We start from the raw sequence: 23227 nt of genomic DNA, 5'->3' as shown, positions 1-23227 counted from the left end.
TCCCTATGCCAGCAAGGGGAATTTTGTCATTAAATACATGTAGCGTTATTCGCCAAATAAACTATGGGTTCAGGTTGCAAACTAATGTCATTAAGTTAAGGTTATTTGATTAAAAACAACCCCCTTTATCCCCCTTCGTAGAGACAGGTTTGAAACCTGTCTCTACTTTGCGGCAGGTTGCTTAACTTAATGACATTGGGTTATAACCCTGAACCCGCCATGGGGTAATCTGAAAGGTGTGATACTTATGTTTTTTAAACAAAAATTTCTTTATAGGAAATATTCTCTGATAATAGTTCCTGTTATCCTTAATATTCTTTTTGGTATGCAAGTATCCAATTATGAAGGAATATATTTTATTTCGTCCGCAAATGCTGAAGAAACAAAAGAGAAGAAAGTACTCTACTGGACATGCGGCATGCATCCCTCTGTCAGGATGGATAAGCCGGGGAAATGCCCTATTTGCGCCATGGACTTAGTTCCTGTATATGAGAAAGGCGCAGGGATGGAGGAAGAAGGCGCATTGGCCACGGTAGAATTAAGTGAACGCGCCCGTAGACTGGCGCAGGTCAAAACAGATGTTATCGGTTTCAGGTCGTTAACGAAAGATGTTTATACGGTTGGATTGATTGAATACGATGAACGGCTTAAAGCGCTTGTTTCTGCATGGGTCCCCGGCAGAATCGATAAACTGTTTATTGATTTTACCGGTACGGAGGTAGTGAAAGGCGAGTCATTAGTGTGGATGTATAGTCCTGATCTGGTATCTACACAGGAAGAGTATCTATTGGCGCTGGAAACCTTTGAAAAAGTAGAGAATAGCCCTTTTAAGGAAGTGGTGGACGGCGCAATATCTCTCATAGATGCAACCAAAAAAAGATTGTTATGGTGGGGTATTACGGACAAGCAGATTGAAGAACTTGCAAGGAAAAGAAAAATAAAACAACATACGATCATCTATGCCCCGATAAGCGGTATCGTCATAGAGAAGAAGCCGCTGGAAGGGCAATATGTTATAACTGGCGAGATGATATACACACTTGCCGACCTTTCGAATGTTTGGATGATGGCCAACATTTACGAGTATGAAATGGCGTGGATTAAAGTGGGACAGGAAGTTGAAGTTACAACTCCTGCGTATCCTGGTGAGGCATTTATCGGCACGGTATCTTTTATAGAACCGTTTCTTGACGACAAGACGCGTTCGGTAAGGATACGCTGTGATATTCCCAACTGGCACCTCAAACTCAAACCCGCCATGTATGTCAATGCACGCATACGGATACCTGTTGAAGAATTGGAGAGGCAGGACAGGAACTATGTGAGCGGGCTGGATTATGTATGCCCAAATCATCCGGAAATTAAGTCAAGCAGGCCCGGTATATGCCCGGAGGATAATGTTCCTTTTGAAAAAAAAGCTATTACACAAACAGGAATGGTTGTTAACGGAAAAATGGCAGGATTGCAGCGTGAAACGGATTACGAGTATGTGTGCCCCATGAAATGCCACAATGCCAAAGAGCCTGGAGATTGCCCTGTTTGCGGTATGAAATTGGAGAAGGTGCCGCTTGAGAAGGAAACTGAATATGAGTATGTTTGCCCGATGAACTGTTATGTATCTGACAAACCGGGTGATTGCCCAGTATGCGGTATGAAGCTGGAAAAACGTCCATTTTCCGGAGGAACAAAAGAGAAAGATATCGTCAGAACAACAACAACAACAAAGATGTATGTGTGTCCTATGGAGTGCCATACTTCAAAGACTGACGGAGATTGCCCGGTATGCGGTATGCATCTCGAAAAAAGGGAAGTGCCTGTTGACGAAACAGTGAAGTGTATTTGTCCGCAGGAATGGGATCCTGAGACATCACCCAAGTCGTGTCCCATGTGCGGTATGATGTTGCAAAAGAGTATAACTGTAACTTTGCCTACAGGTGAAAAGAAGGAAAAATTCGTATACATGTGTCCCATGGCGTGCATTACTTCAGACAAACCGGGCGAGTGTCCCGATTGCAAGAGGCAAATGGGCAGATGGAAAGTCATGGAAGGCATAGGAATGAAGGTGAAAAAAACAGAACACAGAAAACGTACCATTTACGCCTGCCCCATGCATCCTGAAGTAACATCGGATAAACCTGAAGATTGCACTAAGTGCGGCATGCGTCTGGAAAAAATCACACAAGTGCTTGCCATTCCTGCCACAGCGGTTTTGGATACGGGTGTACGAAAGATTGTCTATATTGACAAAGGCAACGGTCAATACGTTGGGAAGGAAGTGATTCTTGGACCAAAGGCGGGCGATTATTATCCTGTTATGGAGGGACTTGAAGAAGGCGACAGGGTTGTCACATCAGCCAACTTCCTCATAGACTCCCAGAGCCAGCTCACAGGCGGAGCAAGCGCATTGTATGGCGGAGCGATTGAGTTTAAGGAAGAAAAATAGGCAAAAAAATATTTTGAAACCACAGATTACACCTCCCGGCGGGTTCAGGTTTGCAACCTGAACCCATGAGTTTATGCGTATAATGGGGTAATGTACTACGGCAAAATTCCAATGCCCAAATCACAAAATCCCTGTTTGGAATCTGTAATTTATTTGTCATTTGTTCTCCTAATAGAAGGCTGGATTGAAAGTATAAAACGTGTGGTTCAGGTTACAAACCTGAACCCGCGAAGTTGAAAAAATATTATGTTCCGGATTTCATTGTTTACAATGAAATTATAGTTGAAATAAAAGCAGAAAAATCTTTGTCAAAGGTCGATGAAGCACAGTTAATAAATAGCCTTATTACTAGTCGCCATAGCACAGGATTGCTTATAAACTTTGGCGAAGAATCCCTTCGTTATAGAAGGTTCAAAAATTGAATTTTATCAAAACAGGTATTTGTTCTTCTTTTTTAATCCGTGCAACCTGTGGTTTCTTATTCCTATGATAAACAAACTTATCGAAATCTGTCTTAACAACCGTTTCCTCGTCATATGCTTTTACCTGCTGGTAATATTCGGCGGCATCTTTGGGGTGAGGCATATCAATATGGACGTTATTCCTGATATCGGGGAAAACCAGTGTATTGTCTTCACGGACTGGCCTGGCCGCAGCCCGCAGGACGTGGAGGATCAGGTTACTTATCCTCTGACCGTTAATCTTTTGGGCGTTCCCGGCGTAAAGGTTATACGCTCCCAGTCTGCGTTTGGTTTCTCCATGGTCTATATGATCTTCAAGGAAAATATCGATTTTTACTGGGCACGTTCCAGGGTGCTTGAAAGATTAAACTTTATACAGGCATTGCTTCCAAAAGATGTTCTCCCAAGACTAGGTCCCGATGCAACGGGGCTTGGACAGATTTTTTGGTACACCGTTGAAGGGGAAGGGTATGACCTGGGGCAATTGCGGTCTATCCAGGATTGGTTTGTCAGATACCAGCTCAACGCCGTTGAAGGCGTCTCGGAAGTTGCCGGCGTGGGAGGTTTTGTCAAACAATATCAGGTGGATGTGGACCCCAATAAATTAATGGCGCACAACCTGACTGTGGGAGATGTGTTTGAGGCTGTTCGAAAAAGCAATATCGATGTGGGCGCCAAGGTGGTGGAAAACAATAATATGGAATTTATTATCCGCGGCCTTGGGTTTATTAAAAACGTCTCCGATATCGAGAATATTACCGTTGGCAGCAATAACAGCGTACCTGTCTTTGTAAAAAACGTAGCAACGGTTCAGATTGGAGGCGACTTCAGGCGGGGGGCGCTGGACAAGGAAGGCGCAGAGGTTACAGGCGGGGTTGTTATTATGCGTCAGGGGGAAAATCCGTTAAAAGTTATAAAGAGAGTAAAGGAAAAGATTAAGGAAATTGAACCCGGCTTGCCGCCAGGGGTAAAAATAGTGCCTTTCTACGACAGAGAAGGGCTTATCTATCGCGTCATTGCCACACTGAAAGAAGCGCTCATAGAAGAAATAATCATCACCTCCATTGTTGTCGTAATATTTTTATTGCACATTCGAAGCATTATTGTCTGTTGTCTGGGATTCCCCATATCCATCATCATCTCCTTCCTGGGCATGTATTTTATGGGGATTGATTCAAACATTATGACAATTACCGGTATTGCTATTGCCATTGGCGAGGTGAGTGACATGGCAATTATTGTCACCGAAAATATCTACAGGAATCTTATAGAATATGAAGGCAAAAAGAGCAGGTTTCAAATAATACTCGACTCCTCGAAAGAAGTGGGGGCACCAATCCTCTTTGCCGGCCTTACTACTATTTTTATGTTTATGCCTGTGTTTGGGCTTACCGGGCAGGAGGGAAAACTTTTCAGGCCGCTTGCATGGACAAAGACCTTTGCATTAGGAGCGTCTATTGTGTTCGCACTTACTCTGGTGCCGACACTTTGCTTTTTTATGTTAAAAGGCAAACTGCGGCCAATGGAGAGGAATTATACCTCAAGGCTGCTTCTGAGCGGGTATACACCGATGCTTCGTTGGGTATTGGAGCATAAGAGACTATTTCTTACGATTCCCGTCGTTGTGATTATTTTATCTGTTTTTGTTGCGAAAAGGATCGGAAGGGAATTTATGCCTCCCCTTGATGAAGGGTCTATCCTTTTTATGCCGGTTATGCTGCCGAGCGTTGCGCTTACCGATGCCTTTAAGGTGATGCAGAAACAGGATGTTATCATCAAGTCCTTTCCGGAGGTGGATATGGTTGTGGGAAAACTGGGCAGGGCGGAGACTCCCACAGATCCTGCTCCCGTCGAGATGTTTGAGACAATTGTTACCTTAAAACCTGAAGAGGAATGGCGAAAGAAAAAGATAGAGTATGGTTTTCTGCAATATGTGCCTGCATTCATTCACCCTGTTTTTCATTGGTTTCTGCCCGATGAACGGAGGATTACGAAACAGGAGCTTATTCAGGAAATGGATGAGGCCATGAGGATACCCGGCGTGGCAAACATATGGACACAGCCCATCGTGAACCGTGTTGATATGCTGGCGACAGGCATCCGTACATCAGTGGGCGTTAAGATATTCGGGACAGACCTTAACGTGTTGCAGCAACTGGCGCTGGACGTGGAAATGGCGCTAAGAGATGTTCCAGGGGCGGTGGATCTCTATGCGGAGAGGATTACGGGGAAGCCATATCTTGAATTCATGATAAAGCGGGAGGAGATCGCACGTTATGGCATAAATATCAAAGATGTGCAGGATATTATTGAGACCGCTATCGGGGGAGAAAATATTACAACGACAGTGGAAGGCAGGGAACGCTATCCTGTCCGGATAAGATACGTCCGGGAACTCCGCGATAATTTTGATGCATTGAAAAGGATTTATGTTTCCAGTTCCACCGGGAAACTTATCCCCCTTACGCAGGTTGCAGATATTCGTTACGTCATGGGGCCTGCCATGATCAGCAGTGAAAACGCACTGTTAAGGGCGTACGTCCTTATGAACGTTCGCGACAGGGATACTATGGGCTTTGTTGAAGAGGCGTCAAAGGTGGTAGCAGAGAAAGTCATGTTGCCGCAGGGGTATTTTATCCAATGGAGCGGACAGTTTGAAAACCAGGTACGGGCAAGAAAAAGATTGCAGATTCTTGTCCCATTGTCAATGTTTATCGGATTTATTCTCCTCTTCATGGCATTCAGATCATTTTCACAAGTGCTGATTATTTTATTTACCGGTGTGCCGACTGCCATAGCAGGCGGCATCCTGCTGCAATATTTATTCGGATATAATTTTAGCGTCGCCGTTTGGGTCGGTTTTATCTCTCTGTTTGGCATCGTCGACGACGATGGCGTACTTATCACTACATATATAAATGATCTGTTTAAGGATAAAAAAATAAAAAGTATTCAGGAAATAAGGGAGACCATTGTTTTGGCGGGGACGAGAAGGATACGCCCGGCCGTAATGACTTCTGCGACAACATTTTTCGGCCTGATGCCCATTCTATGGTCAACCGGCGCAGGCTCTGAAATTGCAAAACCAATGGCGATCCCTTCCGTTGGAGGCATGACAATGGCGATGATTGTGTTTTTTATGGTGCCATGCCTGAATGCATGGATAAAAGAACGTAAATTTAAGAAGGAATTGGAAAAGAATCCTGAAATTGCTGAGGAAGGCATTGTTGTATGATTTAAAAGGAAGGTTTAAAGGGTTCAGGGTTTAAGGTTCGAGGCTCAAGGTTGAAAATCACTGAACCTTGAACCTCACTAGTAGTTAAGCTTTTCTCTTGATATTAATCACCGATTTCCCTAGTATAAGATTCATATATATTAAATATTTAAGATAAACTAAAACTAGCGGTAACGGATTGGAAAATTCGTGGTATGGCGTGCAGAAAACATCTTATTTCTTTTACATCCTGAATTTTTAACAGAAAGGGGGAAGGCTGGAATAGAGATGAAGATTTATTTTTTATTGTTGCGTTTTATATAAAAACAAAGGAGTGGATAGCGATGAAAAACAAAAAATTGTCAATGCCGGTTTTTTTTAGTGCGGTAATATTTTCCGCAGTTTTATGGAGCAGTAATTATGCGTATTCGGAAGAAGAAACATTTAAACATAGTGTGAAACCGCTGGCGCAGGAACGGCAGATACCGGAAACCATTGAATTGCCGAAGTGCCCTTCTTGTAAAAAAGGGCATTTAGGACCAATGAAAGGGAAAACGGTTGCTCCAATGGGTATGGTTTGCCCTGACTGCAAAAAGGAAATAACGGAATTGGATATTCATCATTGTGATGAATGTGACAAAGATGCGTTGGTTTGTGTAATGTGCAAGGCGGAATCCGCAAAGTTAAAAGCGGAAACGAAAGAGGCAAAATGTCCCAAATGCAAAATGGTAAAATCCAGACATATCAAAGCCAAGGCATTTTCCAAGTGGGAGATGAAATGCCCTGATTGCAAGAAAAAGACACAGGAATGGACTCTCCAGCATTGTGATGAATGTGATATAGACTTTTTGACCTGCCCTCTTTGTGAAAAGGAACAAAAGAAGACAGAAAAATAGAGTAAGGACAGGAACATTGGGTATTAAAAGTGGTGTTTTTTGAGGAAGTTAAAAAACATCTTTACCCAAAATACACGAGAAGATGAAAAATTTCCAGTAGAGGTATATATTTTAATATACCTCTACTGTTTCTTTCCACCCATCTGCACTAAAATTCAATAAAGAATTCAAACTATAAACAAGGTGTTCCAGGATTGTCCTTTTAATTTTTTAAACAAATGAGATTAATCCGCAAAGGATAAAGGATGATGAAAGACCCGGTTTGTGGCATGTCAGCAAAAAAAGAGATCGCATATGAATATAGAGATCAGAAATTTTGTTTTTGCTCTGATTTATGCAGAGACGAGTTCAAGCGATTTCCTGAACAATATTTAAGTCAAAGAGATGTCTCCGTTCCTTTAGGTGAAAAGCAGGAAAGAAGGATTGCATACTTTTCCATGGAGGTAGGTATTGAGTCTCGTATCCCCACCTATAGCGGGGGATTGGGTGTACTGGCAGGGGATACCATAAGGTCTTGTGCTGATCTGAAAGTGCCTATGGTAGTGGTTACTCTATTATACGAGAAAGGGTATTTCTATCAAAAACTAGATACTCATGGGAATCAGCAAGAGATGCCTGTTCAATGGAATCCCGAAGATTTCATTACTCCTTTGACGAGCAGGGCAAGTGTACGGATAGAAAACAGGACAGTCTTTATTCGTGCCTTGCAATATGAGGTCATTGGCATAACCGGCCACAGTGTGCCTGTCATATTTTTAGATACAAACCTTGAAGAAAATAGTGAATATGACAGGGGACTGAATGATTGTTTGTATGGAGGAGATCAGAAGTACCGGTTTATTCAGGAAATCATTTTGGGAATAGGTGGTTTGCGCATGTTGCATGATTTAGGCTATTCACAAATAAAGAAATATCATATGAACGAAGGTCATGCAAGTTTATTAACATTGGAATTATTAAGAATGCGGAGAACAGAGGATGAAACAATATGGAAATTCAATGAGGTAAGGAGTCTCTGTGTGTTTACCACGCACACTCCGGTGCCAGCAGGACACGATCAGTTTTCCTATGATTTGGTAAAGAGTGTTTTAGGGGACTATATGCCTTTTGATATTATGAAGATGCTTGGTGGAGAAGAGAGATTAAATTTGACATTACTTGCCTTGAACTTAAGTAGATATATCAATGGTGTTGCAAAAAAGCACGGCGAAGTGTCTAAATCAATGTTCCCGGGATATTCCATCGATTCTATAACGAATGGAGTACATTCGAGTACATGGACATGCGATAGTTTTAAGGAATTGTATAGTAAATATATAGCAGGGTGGAGAAACGATCCTTTCAGTCTGAGATATGCTTTAAGTATTCCAAAAATCGAAATATGGCAGGCACACATGAAGGCAAAGAAGATGCTTATTGATTATATAAACAAAGAAGCAAATGCAGGCTTTCATTACGATGTATTTACCATTGGGTTTGCCAGGCGTGCTACTGTGTATAAGAGAGCGGATATGATTTTTTCTGATGTAAACAGGCTGAAAACTATTTCGCAGAAGGTTGGTAACATACAATTTGTTTTTGCAGGCAAAGCACACCCGCAGGATTTGCCTGGTAAAGAGTTGATTAAGAGGATTTTTTCAAGCATAAGACAATTGAAGGGGCAGATAAAAATAATATATTTGGAAAATTATGATATAGATATGGGAAAGAAGCTTACTTCAGGGGTAGATCTCTGGTTAAATACCCCGCTGAGACCAAATGAGGCCTCCGGTACTTCCGGTATGAAGGCAGCACATAATGGCGTCCCCAGTTTCAGTGTATTGGATGGCTGGTGGGTTGAGGGGCATATTGAGGGGATAACCGGCTGGTCTATAGGTAAAGAAGCTTCAGATATCAGTGACGATGGAAAAACCGAAATACAGGGAATGTATGAAAAACTGGAGGCGGTCATTGTCCCGATGTTTTATAATGATAGAGAGAAATGGATTGATATAATGAAACATTCAATAGCGATTAATGCCTCATTTTTTAATACGCACAGGATGGTTCTGCAGTATGTTTTAAATTCTTACTTTTGCTAAACATAGCAATGGGGTCAGGTATTTAATATTGCTATTTATAATGAGAGTGGATTCTTTTTCAACAGTCTGCTTATGGTTGAATAACATAGTCAAGATAGTCAGCTACTTCCCGCTGGCTGTAACTGTACTTTTCAACTGATTCTAATATTTTTACGTTTATTTCCCGTTTATTCGATCCTATCTTCTTGCGAAACAATGTTTCAAGGCCATGTCTTCCAACAAATCGCTGCTGTCGTGGAATTTCCTCTGTCTCTTCATGCCCTTTTATATACAGTAACTATTAATCGTAATCTATGAAACTACCGAAGCACAACTCGTTCCCAAACCCCCCAGACTGAGTCAAATGGGCAATTTTATCCTATTTCACGATATGAATTTCCCACTTTAATAGAAAAACAGTAATAAATTGAGCATAAAATAGGCAAAATGTGCTAAGTTGCCCCCACTTTTGAGACAACAAGGTTCATTTGGCCCAGTCTGGGAGCTTGGGTACGAGCATTTATATTTTTTTAAAAATCTAAACTGTTACGGATTTTGTGATTTGGGCATTGTAATTTTACCGCAGTATATGGCCCCATTATCTGCGTAAACGCATTGGTTGCAAACCAATGTTATTAAGTGAATCTACTTGTCTTTTGTAACTGTTGATGGGGTCAGGACGAGACAACCCTGTCAGGGTTAACTTACTGTAATGTTTTATTTAAAACTGGCGTAAGTCAGAAAAAATCAGGAATGCATCCTTTACTTAATGACATTGGTTTGCAACCTGAACCCGCCGGGAGCGATAAGTTAACGTTTGGGAATTTCAATATTTTTGTAGTAGAGACGCATTGCATGCGTCTGGAAACTGCTGAACGTAATGAGAATGTTTACAAAAGAGAACTTACGTAACACTTTTAGTCTTTTGAAAAACGTATTTCCTATAAGACCCATAGGAGCAACCTGTTTGTAGCAAGATAGGATACCATAGCAGATATTGGCACAAAAGAACTGGAAATTGTCATTTGTAGTGCGACGAGATTCGTCGCACTACATTGTTGGAATTTTTAAAAAAACTAAAGTGTTACAATAAGACTAATTGATGGTTTTTCTATGATAGTAGCTCATAAAAAACAATACACCCAAACGGGGGCATTCATAAAGGCCGACCCATATTGGCATATTGACAACTTCTTTTGTTTTGTTATATTTCTGTTATTACCTTTATTACCTTTTTACAAATTATTTGGAGCAATTTTTCATTAAGCGAATCTTTAAAACAGATTAAAGAGGACTCCATATAGCTTGTGTGCATTAGAATAAATTATAGCTGTAGACAGCTAGTTTCTTTTGAGGTTTTTTCATAGGAGGTGTTGTAACATGCATCATGTAAAAAATGTATTGGTTATTCGCGTGTTGTTTTGTTGCCGTTATTAGCAAACAATAAAATAATGGCATCAGAAACCGAAAGTCCTGCTTTTGATATTTAACACTCAAGCTGGATGCATGGGTTACTTTTAATCTTCACGTATTGTTTACAAAAAAGCTGGAATGTTCCTTACTGGGAACATATTTTCCATTGCAATTACCTGCCTGTAGGCAGGCGTCTCCAAACAGGAGTTTTGAGGACGAGTCGTGTAGTATTTACGCTGAATAATTATGCTTGTAGTGAAAAACATAATTGTTTAATTTTGCCGGATAGATACTGTTAATAGTTTTATATTTTATAGGGAAAGGAGAAATATTTATGGAACGGGTGACTACGGTAAAGATGGGTTTAGTAAGTTTCTTTGGAATCGTCGGTATGTTAAATTTTGCAATTTCTAATCATACATTCGGAAGTGAGGGACAAATAATAACTCATGAACAGGCCGGAAAGCATGAAGGAGTTAATTTACCTGTTAAGACATTCACCAGGGAGTTGGAACATGCAGTAAATAACATTTTAGATGGCATACTAGAGGGGGATTTTGATTACATCAAGCAGGAAGCTGACCATATTGCAGAAAAAAGCAAAAGTATGTTTATAAGTTTTTTTGAAAACAGTAATAGATTTAGGAAGGTGGAAGAAAATCCGGAAAGGGACATACTGAAAAAAGATTTTGCTAATTATGTGGAGGAGATAAATAAGCAAGTTGCGTCCTTGAAAAAAGCCGCCGACTCCCAGGACTCAGATCAAGCGTTGTCTGCTTTTACAGGATTATTAAAAAACGGCTGTATAAATTGCCATGCGAAATATCGCAAATAATCATTAAGCAAAAATAATTAAGTGGTTTTTTATAATAAAAGGCTGGATCAGGAATGCATCCTATCCAGCCTTTTGTAATTTAAAATAATCACATCATTTCCGTCCTGAAACGTGAATTGCGGTCATATCTTCTATCTCATCACGGTTAGTATTTACCATGCAAAACCGGAAATTTCTCTCCTTACTACGATAAACTTGATTTTCATACCGCATAATAACTCTTTTGAAACTTTACGGTAGTGGTTAATCCTATTTTTGCAATTCGCACCCGAAAATATTTTACCTTCATACCCCAGCACAAAAATACGAGTTACTCTATTATAATGATTAGATGGTCGTCACTCTTAAATACTTTTTGTGCCAGTTGCTCTACTTCTTCGGGGGTTACTTTTTTTAACTTTTCCAAAAATAATTCATCCTCTTCCGGCGGGTTGCCGTCAAGTATCTCCATACTCATATAATACGCCTGATTCACCCTGTCCAGCCTGCGCATGCCATGACGTCCTAATATCGCGTTAATGGCTTTTTGCACCTCATCCTTCTCGTATTTTCTCTTGCGTATATCATTAATTTCCTTTTGTATGCCGCTTATGGCAAGGTCTATGTTCTCAGGACGGGTGCCCATGGTAATCCTGTACCATTGCGCATTATTATGTAAGGGGAAACTGACGCCAATACTATAGGCAAGCCCTTGCGTTTCCCTCAGTTGAAAGGCTAAACTTTCGGAGAATACATATTGTAAAACTGCAAGCGCCGGTATTTCGCCTTTTTGTATTTCATACGTGCTGCCCACAGAAATATACGATTGTGTCTTTCCTGTTTTTTCACGGACTATCCTTCCCACCGGTTCATTAAAAACGATATGCTGCACCGGCGCATTCCAGCCCGCATTGCCCCATGTCCCTCCAAAACTGCGCTTTATCAGAAGCAACGCCTCATCCACCGGAATATTTCCGGAAACGGCAAGCATCAAATTTGATGGATTATACAATTTATTGTAAAGGGATTTTGCATCTTCTAAGGATAATTTATCCAGTTGTTCTGGAAAACCAATCTCACTGCCATACCCAATATCCATGGCAAACAAGTTTTTATAAAACACACGTTTTGCCCTAAGTGGTGTATCTGATTCCGCCTTGGCTGCAAGGGGAATCACCTCTTTTTTTGCCTGTTCAAAATGCTCCTGTGTAAGTTGCGGGCGGAGTATTGTTTCTGCCAACAGTTGAATCCCTTTTTCAAAATAAAAATCAACCACTTTTAAACGAATATATGCAAAACGCGGGGAATTATAGTAATCATCAAAATCAATATGAGGATTATCATACAATTTGATTTCCGCCCCTATGGATTCGTACTTTTTATACAATGCATCTTCCGGGTAATGAAGCGTCCCGCCCGACAGGAACATCCGCTGCAATATTTCTGTTAAGCCGTGCTTTCCCTCTCCTTCTGCAATGCAGCGATCCTTTGCCAGCAGATGTATCCCCACAACCCTGCTGTCCTGGTTTTCCTTTATGGCAACAGTCAATCCGTTAGGTAAGATTTCCTGATAGTAACTGATCTGTGAACGTTTTGTCGTTTCTTCGTTTATAGGAGTGGAAGGCGACATTGCTGTTATAACAGGTATTTGGTCTTTCAGGTATTTCTGGCAGACCTTTTGAATGGATTGCGGGGTAACTTTCATTAGCCCATCCATATATTCACGATAAAATGCATATCCCCCCGCAGCAAGATAACCGGACTTCATCATTGCATAATAATGCAATTTTTCCTGCAGATATATTTCATTGATTAATCCGGAGGTTAACAGGGTGTTCAATTCATCAGTGGATACGGGATTCACCGCCATATCATTTATTGCCTGTAAAATGAGACCAACGACATGATCCGTATCGGAGTCAGAGGGAAGTTCTGCCGATATTTGCAGTGTTGAAAATTCACGGTGAAATTCCATGTTGGCGCTTATCGAATAGAGTAAATCGCTATTCTCTTCCTTACGAAACAATACATCCAGCACAGAATTCTCCTTCCCGCCAAGAAATTCAGCCAGTATTTGCGATGACTGAAAATCTTCACCGGTCGGGGGGGGAAGCACATATCCCATAGTGAGATATTGTCTGTCTGCCGGAAAATTACCAATACCATTTGCCCGAATAATGCGTAATTTATTTGGGGGATTGAATTGAATACCCTTTCTCTCCGGCAATCTTCCGGCAGGATATTTTCCGTATTTTTCTTTTACCAGTTCAATTATTTCCGTTGTTATAAAATCGCCAATGACCATCAATATCATATTATTGGGAACATACCATGTTTTGTAATACTCGCGCACCGCGTCATATTTCAGATGTGAAATAGTGGAAACCGTACCGAGTACTGGCCACTCGTAAGGGGTATTTGCAAAAAATGTACGCAAAAAATGATTTTGCGCCTGCTGCGCCGGATCATTTTCCCCTTTTCCGATTTCTTCTATGACAATACCCCGCTCTTTTTCAAATTTTTCTTCCGGTAAAATAGAATTAAATAACATGTCTGCCTGAATATCCATGCCCTGAGAAATATATTCTTTCGGCATAAGGATCATAAAATTTGTATAATCGGTGGTTGTGTGCGCATTATTGTATCCTCCGTAAAAATCCATCTCATCGTAAAGTTGTTTCTGTGTGCGTGATTTTGTACCGTTAAAAAGAAGATGTTCCAGGAAATGAGCACAGCCGTTGGTTGACTCATCCTCATTAAAACTGCCTGTCTTTACAATGGTAAAAGCGGTGATCATCGGGCTGGCATGATTTTCAACCAGTATCACCTCCATACCATTATCAAGGTAAAACACGAAGGCATTTTGTGTATCATGGAATAATGCGGAAACCCCTTCATCCATACCTTCGGCGTAACCGGCAATACCCCCCGTTCCACAAAACAGCGAGAGAACCGTAATCAGAGAAAGGGTAAATAGCCGTAGCTTTCTAATAAAAAAAACACAGTGCAGATAACGAAAAAATGTATTCCTGTAAACCATAGGATTCTCCTAACCTGGACAAGACAGAACTAAAAACAAGCACGAGATACGAAAGGCGTAACCACAGATTACACAGATTAAAAAACTAAATATTCGTATTTCACCATTAAATATTTTTTCAAAAAATGCAAAGAAATAACTTTTAAGGTATTATCTCACCGTAATTAATCAGCTTAGGCGCTGTTTTACAAAAAATGCAATTTAGTATCTCTGAAATTATTGCCATTTTAAGAATTTATTAGAAAATGTATTTGGATTCGTGATATTATAAAAAACCAAGCAATTTCATTCCTGGGGGGGAGTCTAAATGGTAAATTCTCAATAAGTTGAGAGGTTACGATAACTGGTATTTTCGGGTTAAAATTCCTATACAATTAAACGATAGAAGAGAGGTTTAAATTCATGCTTCTTCAAACATATGCAAAACACAAAATGTTCCTGTTTCTCCTTCTTATTTTGGCAATAAATAGTTGCGGGGTGCAAGACCCCGACAATTACAACCGCCAGGGCGTTCTTTTTGACAGCCAGGGGAAACTGGATGAAGCTATGCAGTATTATAAAAAAGCATTGAGTATAGACCCGTACAACAGAGACGCCCACTGCAACATAGCGACTGTTTATCATAAAAAAGGGCAGCTCAATAAAGCCCTCGAAGAGTATAAAATAGTATTGGAGTTATATCCCTACGACCCGCAAATTCTTTACAATGTGGGGGCGATACAAGCAAGAAATAATAATCAGGATAATGCTATTGCTTTTTGGGAAAAGGCGGTTGAATTGAAGCCGGATTTTACGGAGACGCACTATGCGCTGGGGATTGCATACGCGCAAAAAAACCGTTTTGACGACGCCATCAAATCATATAAGAAGGCGCTTGAAACACAACCAGACGATCCCGTTTTGTATAACAATTTAGGGGCGGCTTATACGGAAACAGGCAAACTGGAGGAGGCTATCGAAGCATTAACAAAATCCATCCAGCTCAACCCAAAAATCCCGATGTCTCACAAAAACCTTGAATTTGCTTACCGGAAGAAAGGGTTGATTGAAGACGCAGAGAAGGAATTAAAACTCTATGAGGCTTTAAGCAACAACACACCGCAAGAGAAATGAATGTGGTTTCCATAAAACAATCACCGCAAAATTATTTTACCGGATCATATCCTGAGCCGCCAAAGGGATTGCAGCGCAATATCCTCCACATCCCCAAACAGACGCCGCGCAATAACCCCTTCTTTTTTACGGCGTCAATCATGTACTGAGAACAGGTGGGTTCAAACCGGCAGGCATGATGGAAAAGGGGGGAAATGGCATATTGGTATAACTGAAGCAGTTTAATTATGATGAATTTCATTCGCAAAATTTTTGTTGATTTGATGAATTGCCTGTTGAAATCCGGCGCTAATATCAAACAATTTCAAAGAAGAGATGAACGTGTTTCGTGGGATGATAACAATGTCTACTGGTACCGTTAACCTGTTCTTATTCAGCCGGAATACCTCCCGTAATAATCTTTTCACGCGATTCCGGCGTACGGCATTTCCGATTTTTTTACTCACTACCAGTCCCATACGTGAACATTTCTGCGCGCCGGGTGCGACGTACAGAACTAGAAATTTGTTTTTAAATACCTTACCTTCGTCAAATACTTTATCAAACTCCTTCTTTCGTAACAGACGTTCCGCTTTTGTGAAGGTATAACGGATTGTATCCATTTAGTTCGTTTCCCGAAATTGATAAAAAGTGAAGAGGTTGAAATCGTAATTACCGGTAAAAATGATATTTCAGGCAAAATTACCATTTTGGGGTGAAATAAGAAATCTCCTTGTCTGTGTAGTAATTAAATCATCTTGACATAAATAGCGCAATATAAATATATTTATGCTTGTACTTACAATTGCAAAGGTCTGATTTAATAACACATTATAATTTAATCCTAATACATACATCTTTGAGGCATGATACATGAACGTTTTTATGCAGGGAATGCGACGCTCCGGGACGACCATTGCATTTGATATTCTATGGGAAGATGGGAATTTTGATTGTTTCTATGAACCTTTATCAACCGCAACCGACGATACCTTTGGGGGTGGAAGCGGAATGAGGTCTGTGGATTTTTATGAAAAGGTAAGGCAATGCCGTGCATCTTTCATGGAAAAATACCCTTATGTGGAAAAGATAAATATGAAAACCACCCTATGCAAATCCCTTAAAAATATATTGTCCGGCAAAATGCCCGCCATAGAAATAGAAAATATGCTAAATTACGGTGCTCCACGAAAACCGGAGCTTGAATTTGAAACGGATATGCCTGATTACGCAAAAGAGTACATCAAATTCATGATTTCACGGGCAGAACACACGGTAATAAAGTTTACCAGGATGTTTTCTAAGGTCCGGACGCTATGGGAGATTGATCCTAAAGCAAAATTTATTCATATTGTGCGTGATCCCCGTTCGGTCACAGCATCGTTTTTTTTTGGGAAAAAGCAACGTCAGCGCGATAAATTTCCTGACGAGAATGTTTTCTTCGGGAGCGGACAGGAAGCATTGATAGGCGCCAGCCGCACATTGTCTGATGTACTGCTGAACACGCATGAATATGCGCATCTCAGAAAATGCAAGGCTTACATGCGGGTTATGCTCCTGTGGAAAATTATGTTTCGCAGAACCCACGATGATGGACAAGCACTGTTTGGAAACAACTATTTTCTCTTTCGGCATGAAGACCTGCTCCTGGCGCCGGAACAAACCTTGAAAACACTATATGAATTCATGGATAGGCCTTTGCCGAAGCATGTACTTGAATGGGTACAGAAAAATATTAATCGTACCCCTTCCTTTTTTGCGCCGGAAAATCCTCACTGGCGTGAAGCGGTAAAAACAATTAATATGGAAGAGGAACTTAAAACGGCAGGATATGAATATCTCATTTAACCCCTTTGATGGTAAAGGAATTTCACCTGCACCTGCCAGCCAATAGATAAAAATAAAAAGACTTTGAGAAATCTTGAAATTGAAAATACTTCCATTTTCAATGGTCATTTACAAACAATAGCATGCCTGTTCACGCAACCCGGATTTACTGCAAAAACGACAAATAAAAACAATTGAGAGTTTAATAGTGATTTCTTATGGTAAAAAATAGTTTGTGGAAACGCATGGTCTTGGGTTATGTTGTTATTACGCTGCTTATGTTGTCGATGAGTTTTTATTTGATTTTTCGCTTAAAACACCTCAATCAGGCATCCACCTCAATTCTGAGCAAAGACATTCCTTCTATAGAGAATGAAGAGAAGTTATTAAAAATCCTATTGGAACAAGTCAGTATTGAAAAAAAGTACACAATCACAAGAGATGCGGCTTTTTTAGATATCTTTGCTGCAAAGAAAGGCGAATTTATCCATCGGCTTGATTTGGTAAATAAATTGATAAAAATAAACCATGAAACAAATAACATTTTTAATAAGTTTAACACCTTGTATGTAAAATATTTCTGGGGTACACGGTTCTATCCTTTCAGCGCCGCAGAAGATGCAAGGTATAGTAAAGAATTAATAACAATTACCTCTCAAATTGAAACGCTTTATAATATTTATCTGGGAATCACTGCAAAAGAATTCATACTTTTGAAATATAACGCAAACGATCCTTCTTATTCTTCAATGGGTGAGGAAAAAAACAAAACTATTGACCAATTAAGGAATACTATTAATAATCTCATTATTTTGCAACAAACAGGTTTATTTAGGAAAATGGGACTATTTCAGGAAACTGTTCAAAAATCTACCCGAATATCGCTGGCAATTATGTTATTTGCAATCACATTTGTTACGGTTTTTTCCTTCTTTTTCATAAGGAGTATATACAAGCCCATAAACGCACTTAAAGCGGCTACTGACCATATTGCACAAGGTGATTTAGAGCATAGGATCAATATTACATCAAACGATGAAATTGGTTCTCTGGGAAGGTCATTTAATGAAATGAGCAAAAAACTTGAACAGCTTGATACCATGAAATCAGATTTTATTTCAAATATCTCACACAATTTGAAAACGCCTTTGACGGCTATTAAAGAAGCAAACGAACTTATGCTGGACAAAATAGCGGGACAAATATCTGCGGAACAGATGAAATTGCTCAATATTATCAAGGGAAATACCCTTAGGCTTATCCTGATGATTAATGATTTACTAGATATATCAAGGATAGAGGGAGGATTGATGAGATACAATTTTCAACCTGCACAGATTAGGGATGTTATTTTGGAAAGCATTGAGGATGTTCGTTTTTTGGCGGAAAAGAAAGGTATTTTTATTCAATACGAAGACGATTCTCTCGTTCCCCATGTTTTATTAGACCGGGGAAAAATCGCACAGGTAATGGATAATTTATTGAGTAATTCGATTAAATTTACACCCGCAGGTGGTCTTATTACCATAAAGGCATTTGTAGTTGATGCATCCATGCTTTCCCCTATTTTCGTGCAACAAAGCAAGCTGAACAATATACAATCATTTCTGCAAATAAGCATCTCAGACACAGGAATTGGAATACCCAAAGAATATCAAAATTCTATTTTTGACAAATTTCAACAGGTTGTTAATAAGAGAGAAAGTGGCATTAAAGGTACAGGATTAGGGCTTTTTATAGCAAAACATATTGTTGAAGACCATGGAGGAAATATATGGTTAGAGAGTAATTGTGGCAGCGGAAGCACGTTCCACTTTACACTCCCATCGCGTGTTGATTTTGTGCTTAACGCTTGAAAATATTAAAACTAAATAGAACTATCCATTATAAAGAGGAGTTGACATGAATATCATTAATAAGAAGAGAGTATGTTTCTTATCATTACTTTTAGCCCCAGCGTTTTCAATGTGTATCGGTTGCGCAAGTACTACTTATAAAAAAGAATTAATCAAAAAAACCGAAGAAATTAACACCATGAAGGTTGACGTGCAACATAAGGCAAAAGCAATAAATGATCTTTTAGACCGCCTTTCATGGAAAGATCAGGAACTTGGAAGGCTTACGGATGAAATCCGCACTGCTTCAGCAACAATAGAATCACTCAAAAAAGAAATTGAAAAACTTAAGGCAAGTGATCTGTTAGACCGTATTTCTCAAAAAGATCAGGTAATCGGAAAGATTTCTGATGAACTCCGTACATCTAAAGAGGTGATTGAAACACTAAAAAACAATATCGAAAAACTCCAAAAATCTGAACTTCTTGACCGTCTTGCCACGAAAGACCAGGCAATAGGAAAACTTTCTACCGACCTTCACAGCGCCGCCACTGAGATTAAAACACTTAAAAAAGATATTGGGAAGCTCAGTGAAATCGATTTACAAATAGAAGAAAAAAAGAAAGAAGCTGACAGTCTTAGTATTACCGTAAATCCATTAGATTTACTTCCCAAGGCCACGATAAGCGATACCCCTATAAGAAAACCGGAATAATTCATACGTAATAATTTGTTATTATGCCAAAAGAAAAAATACTTATTATAGATGATGATGCGAGCATTTTGGAAGTCCTGCAAATGCGTTTAAAAGCATTAGGCTATTCTGTATCAATAGCAAAGGACGGAGATGAGGCTAAAAAGGCATTATTTCAGAACAAGATTAACCTTGTTCTTGTTGACCTCCGGTTGTCTGAAGAAAATGGTGTAGAATTAATGGGAGATATCATAAAGAATTATCCAACGCTCCCCATTATTATAATAACGGCGCATGGGAGCATCGAAAGCGCCGTAGAAGCCATGAGAAAGGGCGCATATAGTTATATCACCAAGCCTTTCAGGAATGATGATCTGGCAGTGCAGATCAAAAATGCCCTTGAGAAACAACGGCTTACACAGGAAATAGAATACCTAAGGAATCAGCTTGATGAACGAAACAATTTTAATCCGATTATCGGGAAAAGTAAACAGATGCTGGAAATCCTTGAACTGGTTTCAAGGGTGTCAAAAACTGATTGCAATGTTATCATTTATGGAGAAAGCGGTACTGGAAAAGAATTGATAGCAAGGGCGATTCACCAAAATAGTAATCGCGCCAATGAGCCGTTTATTGCTACAAACTGCGGTGCTATACCGGAGGGATTGTTGGAAAATGAACTGTTCGGACATATACGAGGGGCTTATACGGACGCACATGAATCAAAAGAGGGGCTTTTTGCGCAAGCCGATAAAGGGTCAATCTTTCTTGACGAAATCAGCAATACTTCAATGATATTCCAAATAAAACTTTTGAGAGTTTTGCAAGAGAGGGAAATTAAACCAGTCGGAAGCACAAAGAACAGAAAGATCAACGTCAGAATTATTGCCGCCTCGAACACCGATTTGCAAAAGGCAGTAAGCGAAGGGACTTTTCGTGATGATTTGTTTTACAGAATACATGTAATGCCTGTCTATCTTCCTCCCTTAAGACAAAGAAAAGATGATATCCCGCTATTGGCAACGTATTTTATAACGGAATTTTGCAAGGCTTTAAAGAAAGACCCTCTTGGATTTTCTCCTGCTGCCTTACAAAGGATGCTTTTGTATGACTGGCCGGGAAATATTCGCGAATTAAGAAACAAAATAGAGCATGCGGCCATCGTGGCAAATAAAAATAATATTGAACCGGAAGATATTTTCCCGGAAAGAAATACCACCACAAATGTTTTTCATTCTTACAAGGATGCGAAAGAAAGATTCGAAAGGGAATACATCGAAAATCTACTGAAGGCAAACAATGGCAACGTTACAAATGCATCAAAAATGGCAAGCCGTTACAGGGCTGATATCTATAAGCTGATAAAAAAATACAATATTAATCCTGAAGATTATAAAGCACATGTTAGTAAATTGTAAAAGTAACATTTTATTATGTAATAATCCCCGGAGTGTTCAGTAGAAACCGGCTTTTTAAAATCTCAAACAATACCGATTTATTCTTTTGTGCGTAGACGGCGCACAAGAAGTTTTATCACCACAAAACCGCGAAGCCTGACCCTTAAATTACAGGAGGGAAGCTGTGAAAGAAGATAACGCTCAACCCCCTATCAAGCTAATAGATATAGACGCCTATACGCCATATAAAATCGCAACAACAATTTATGATGTAACTATACATAAGGCAGCGCTAAACCGTTCCAGAACCTTTTCTCTTGGCGTTTTGGCCGGGATTTATCTTGGTTTTGGCGCACAGTTTTCTACATTGGTAACAAGTGATTCAACCTTGCACTACGGAATTACCTCACTTATCGAAGGGATTGTATATTCTCTTGGATTTATACTGGCAGTTATTGGAGGCGCAGAAGTTTTTACCGGCAACTGTCTCGGTATTATTGGATTTGCAGGCAAAAAGATTACTTTATATGAACTGCTAACAAATTGGGGTGTCATATACATTGGCAATTTAGTGGGCAGTCTCACAATGGTGTGGTGGATGTATGAAACACATCAATGGGAATTTTTCAACCATATGGTTGGTGCGAAAGCCCTGCTTATAGCACATAATAAGGTTAATCTTTCTTTTAACGCAGCTTTTACCCGTGGAGTCCTTTGCAATGCGTTGATATGTCTTGCAATTTGGATATGCTTTAGTGGAAAGAGTACAGCGGACAAGATTTTTTCAATTATATTTCCTATCGGGGGTTTCGTTGCCAGTGGCTTTGAGCAGTGTGTATCAAACATGTATTTTATCCCGATGGGTATAACGTTGCGGGAAAATCACTTTGTTGTTGATGCTGCTGAAAAAATGGCGGGAAGGGCTCTGAACCTGCCCCTGCTTACATGGAAAGGGTTTTTTATCAATAATCTTTTGCCTGTTACTTTGGGGAATATCGTAGGAGGGGTTATATTAATCGGTATCGTGTTCTGGTTTATTTATCTTCGGCAGCGTACGAAAAAAGCACACATGGGCGGTCCCGTTGACTACAATAAGTGAAACATACATGACCTAACCTGGACAAGCCGGAACCAAATAAGCACGAAATACTAAAGATGCGCTCGTTTTAGAAATTCAAATCCGTGTTTATCCGGCTGTATCTGTAGTTAATTTTTTGATTATGGAGGTTTGTGATTATGAATACAGCATTATCAATTCATCGTTTTAACGTTAAAGAATATCATCGGTTGATAGAAAGTAACCCAACTTCGACAAGCAGAAATCGTATCGCTTTTAATATCTGTGTGTTACGGCTTTAGTCCTTCATTTTTCAGCACTACATCTTATAATGAACCCCTGCGGTTCTTAGCTTTTTTAATATCCCGGCAAGCATGTGATAGGCCAATACCGTGACATGCACGTGGGCAATGGTTGGGGTATCTGTGTGGTGAAAGTTTGGCCGTAAACCGAGGTGGCCTTTCATTGTTTTAAAACTTTCCACAGTACTCAGCGACCTATGAAGCTTTGATATCTCTTCCCCGCTAAGATCAAGCCGGTTTGGATAGCGTAATTAACGGACAATCATTACGACTCTCTTTTGATTTGTAGCGCCGGGCCACCTTGCTCCCTCTTTTGCTACCCTCAAAATAGGTATTTGTTAAATCATATAAAATCACCGTCTCTTTGAGGGAAAATATCTCTCTCGCCCCGCTTGTTTCAGAAAGCCATTGCACGGTATCACGCTCGCTGCCAGGATGAACCATTCTCCCCACAATGAGCACGAGAACCATTCATTTAGAATGTCCAGCGGGGAAAAAGCAGCATAGACATGTTTTCAATACCCCCATTTTCAGGTATTGACAGGAAAAAAAACCTGTCTATATTGGAAATAATAGAGAAAAACATCTGCTTCACAGTATAAATTGAGAAACTAAGTAATTTGCCAAACTGCCGGAGTGTAGGGCAACTTGTTCCCAAACCTTGTACTGAACATATTGAAGT

Annotated in this window: 18 protein-coding genes; 13 read left to right on the top strand and 5 right to left on the bottom strand. The window is 39.9% G+C overall.

Going from position 1 to position 23227, the window contains the following annotated elements; all coding sequences use genetic code 11:
* Positions 1 to 247: 247 nt before the first annotated feature.
* The 7 genes from ABJL82_RS03310 (at position 248) to ABJL82_RS03280 (ending at position 11322) form a co-directional block, all read left to right on the top strand.
* Entirely contained in the window at positions 248 to 2443 is a 2196-nt protein-coding gene (locus ABJL82_RS03310) for an efflux RND transporter periplasmic adaptor subunit (protein ID WP_347273291.1), read from the top strand.
* Positions 2444 to 2676: 233 nt separating this feature from the next.
* The gene (locus ABJL82_RS03305) at positions 2677 to 2865 is read left to right on the top strand and encodes a GxxExxY protein (protein WP_347273290.1); all 189 of its coding nucleotides are present in this window, start codon (positions 2677 to 2679) and stop codon (positions 2863 to 2865) included.
* Between the two features lie 64 nt (positions 2866 to 2929).
* On the top strand, positions 2930 to 6139 hold the full coding sequence (locus ABJL82_RS03300; protein ID WP_347273289.1) for a CusA/CzcA family heavy metal efflux RND transporter: 3210 nt from the start codon (positions 2930 to 2932) through the stop codon (positions 6137 to 6139).
* Between the two features lie 323 nt (positions 6140 to 6462).
* Positions 6463 to 7014 carry a hypothetical protein gene (locus tag ABJL82_RS03295; protein WP_347273288.1) on the top strand — a complete coding sequence of 184 codons (552 nt, stop codon included), beginning with the start codon at positions 6463 to 6465 and terminating at the stop codon, positions 7012 to 7014.
* 245 nt (positions 7015 to 7259) lie between these two features.
* Positions 7260 to 9095, top strand: coding sequence for an alpha-glucan family phosphorylase (gene glgP, locus ABJL82_RS03290; RefSeq protein WP_347273287.1), 1836 nt, complete (start codon positions 7260 to 7262; stop codon positions 9093 to 9095).
* Between the two features lie 732 nt (positions 9096 to 9827).
* On the top strand, positions 9828 to 9986 hold the full coding sequence (locus tag ABJL82_RS03285) for a hypothetical protein (RefSeq protein WP_347273286.1): 159 nt from the start codon (positions 9828 to 9830) through the stop codon (positions 9984 to 9986).
* A gap of 859 nt (positions 9987 to 10845) precedes the next feature.
* Entirely contained in the window at positions 10846 to 11322 is a 477-nt protein-coding gene (locus ABJL82_RS03280) for a cytochrome c (RefSeq protein WP_347273285.1), read from the top strand.
* A gap of 310 nt (positions 11323 to 11632) precedes the next feature.
* Here the strand turns inward: ABJL82_RS03280 and ABJL82_RS03275 are convergent, their stop codons facing one another.
* On the bottom strand, positions 11633 to 14341 hold the full coding sequence (locus ABJL82_RS03275; RefSeq protein ID WP_347273284.1) for a pitrilysin family protein: 2709 nt from the start codon (positions 14339 to 14341) through the stop codon (positions 11633 to 11635).
* Positions 14342 to 14743: 402 nt separating this feature from the next.
* On the opposite strand from ABJL82_RS03275, the gene ABJL82_RS03270 reads away from it, so the two are divergent.
* On the top strand, positions 14744 to 15454 hold the full coding sequence (locus ABJL82_RS03270; protein WP_347273283.1) for a tetratricopeptide repeat protein: 711 nt from the start codon (positions 14744 to 14746) through the stop codon (positions 15452 to 15454).
* A gap of 31 nt (positions 15455 to 15485) precedes the next feature.
* Here ABJL82_RS03270 and yidD read toward each other — a convergent pair whose 3' ends face one another.
* Positions 15486 to 15695 (bottom strand): membrane protein insertion efficiency factor YidD, encoded by a 210-nt coding sequence (yidD, locus tag ABJL82_RS03265; protein WP_347273282.1) that lies wholly within the window; start codon positions 15693 to 15695, stop codon positions 15486 to 15488.
* On the bottom strand, positions 15676 to 16056 hold the full coding sequence (gene rnpA / locus ABJL82_RS03260) for a ribonuclease P protein component (protein ID WP_347273281.1): 381 nt from the start codon (positions 16054 to 16056) through the stop codon (positions 15676 to 15678). Before rnpA ends, yidD begins: the two co-directional genes overlap by 20 nt.
* Positions 16057 to 16306: 250 nt before the next feature.
* Here rnpA and ABJL82_RS03255 point away from each other — a divergent pair, with 250 nt between their 5' ends.
* From ABJL82_RS03255 to ABJL82_RS03235, 5 genes are all read left to right on the top strand, one after another.
* Positions 16307 to 17281, top strand: a complete 975-nt coding sequence (locus ABJL82_RS03255; RefSeq protein ID WP_347273279.1) for a sulfotransferase — start codon at positions 16307 to 16309, stop codon at positions 17279 to 17281.
* Positions 17282 to 17478: 197 nt separating this feature from the next.
* Positions 17479 to 19116, top strand: a complete 1638-nt coding sequence (locus tag ABJL82_RS03250; protein WP_347273278.1) for a HAMP domain-containing sensor histidine kinase — start codon at positions 17479 to 17481, stop codon at positions 19114 to 19116.
* A gap of 46 nt (positions 19117 to 19162) precedes the next feature.
* Complete coding sequence (locus ABJL82_RS03245) at positions 19163 to 19810, top strand: hypothetical protein (protein ID WP_347273277.1); 648 nt, start codon at positions 19163 to 19165, stop codon at positions 19808 to 19810.
* Positions 19811 to 19833: 23 nt separating this feature from the next.
* On the top strand, positions 19834 to 21207 hold the full coding sequence (locus tag ABJL82_RS03240) for a sigma-54 dependent transcriptional regulator (RefSeq protein WP_347273276.1): 1374 nt from the start codon (positions 19834 to 19836) through the stop codon (positions 21205 to 21207).
* Between the two features lie 163 nt (positions 21208 to 21370).
* Positions 21371 to 22285, top strand: coding sequence for a formate/nitrite transporter family protein (locus ABJL82_RS03235; RefSeq protein ID WP_347273275.1), 915 nt, complete (start codon positions 21371 to 21373; stop codon positions 22283 to 22285).
* 277 nt (positions 22286 to 22562) lie between these two features.
* Here ABJL82_RS03235 and ABJL82_RS03230 read toward each other — a convergent pair whose 3' ends face one another.
* Both ABJL82_RS03230 and ABJL82_RS03225 read right to left on the bottom strand, forming a co-directional pair.
* Complete coding sequence (locus tag ABJL82_RS03230; RefSeq protein WP_347273274.1) at positions 22563 to 22709, bottom strand: hypothetical protein; 147 nt, start codon at positions 22707 to 22709, stop codon at positions 22563 to 22565.
* Positions 22710 to 22773: 64 nt separating this feature from the next.
* Positions 22774 to 23016 carry a hypothetical protein gene (locus tag ABJL82_RS03225; RefSeq protein WP_347273273.1) on the bottom strand — a complete coding sequence of 81 codons (243 nt, stop codon included), beginning with the start codon at positions 23014 to 23016 and terminating at the stop codon, positions 22774 to 22776.
* Positions 23017 to 23227 lie beyond the last annotated feature (211 nt).

It is taken from the genome of Candidatus Kuenenia sp. (assembly GCF_039794105.1).
Lineage (GTDB): Bacteria > Planctomycetota > Brocadiia > Brocadiales > Brocadiaceae > Kuenenia.
This window is presented reverse-complemented; position numbering and strand designations above follow the sequence as displayed.

Excerpts from the sequence above, each read along its gene's own strand:
- ABJL82_RS03310 (WP_347273291.1), top strand. The coding sequence starts at position 248 with ATGTTTTTTAAACAAAAATTTCTTTATAGGAAATATTCTCTGATAATA.
- ABJL82_RS03300 (WP_347273289.1), top strand. The coding sequence starts at position 2,930 with ATGATAAACAAACTTATCGAAATCTGTCTTAACAACCGTTTCCTCGTC.
- ABJL82_RS03295 (WP_347273288.1), top strand. The coding sequence starts at position 6,463 with ATGAAAAACAAAAAATTGTCAATGCCGGTTTTTTTTAGTGCGGTAATA.
- glgP (WP_347273287.1), top strand. The coding sequence starts at position 7,260 with ATGATGAAAGACCCGGTTTGTGGCATGTCAGCAAAAAAAGAGATCGCA.
- ABJL82_RS03285 (WP_347273286.1), top strand. The coding sequence starts at position 9,828 with ATGCATCCTTTACTTAATGACATTGGTTTGCAACCTGAACCCGCCGGG.
- ABJL82_RS03280 (WP_347273285.1), top strand. The coding sequence starts at position 10,846 with ATGGGTTTAGTAAGTTTCTTTGGAATCGTCGGTATGTTAAATTTTGCA.
- ABJL82_RS03275 (WP_347273284.1), bottom strand. The coding sequence starts at position 14,341 with ATGGTTTACAGGAATACATTTTTTCGTTATCTGCACTGTGTTTTTTTT.
- ABJL82_RS03270 (WP_347273283.1), top strand. The coding sequence starts at position 14,744 with ATGCTTCTTCAAACATATGCAAAACACAAAATGTTCCTGTTTCTCCTT.
- yidD (WP_347273282.1), bottom strand. The coding sequence starts at position 15,695 with ATGAAATTCATCATAATTAAACTGCTTCAGTTATACCAATATGCCATT.
- rnpA (WP_347273281.1), bottom strand. The coding sequence starts at position 16,056 with ATGGATACAATCCGTTATACCTTCACAAAAGCGGAACGTCTGTTACGA.
- ABJL82_RS03255 (WP_347273279.1), top strand. The coding sequence starts at position 16,307 with ATGAACGTTTTTATGCAGGGAATGCGACGCTCCGGGACGACCATTGCA.
- ABJL82_RS03250 (WP_347273278.1), top strand. The coding sequence starts at position 17,479 with ATGGTAAAAAATAGTTTGTGGAAACGCATGGTCTTGGGTTATGTTGTT.
- ABJL82_RS03245 (WP_347273277.1), top strand. The coding sequence starts at position 19,163 with ATGAATATCATTAATAAGAAGAGAGTATGTTTCTTATCATTACTTTTA.
- ABJL82_RS03240 (WP_347273276.1), top strand. The coding sequence starts at position 19,834 with ATGCCAAAAGAAAAAATACTTATTATAGATGATGATGCGAGCATTTTG.
- ABJL82_RS03230 (WP_347273274.1), bottom strand. The coding sequence starts at position 22,709 with ATGAAAGGCCACCTCGGTTTACGGCCAAACTTTCACCACACAGATACC.
- ABJL82_RS03225 (WP_347273273.1), bottom strand. The coding sequence starts at position 23,016 with ATGGTTCTCGTGCTCATTGTGGGGAGAATGGTTCATCCTGGCAGCGAG.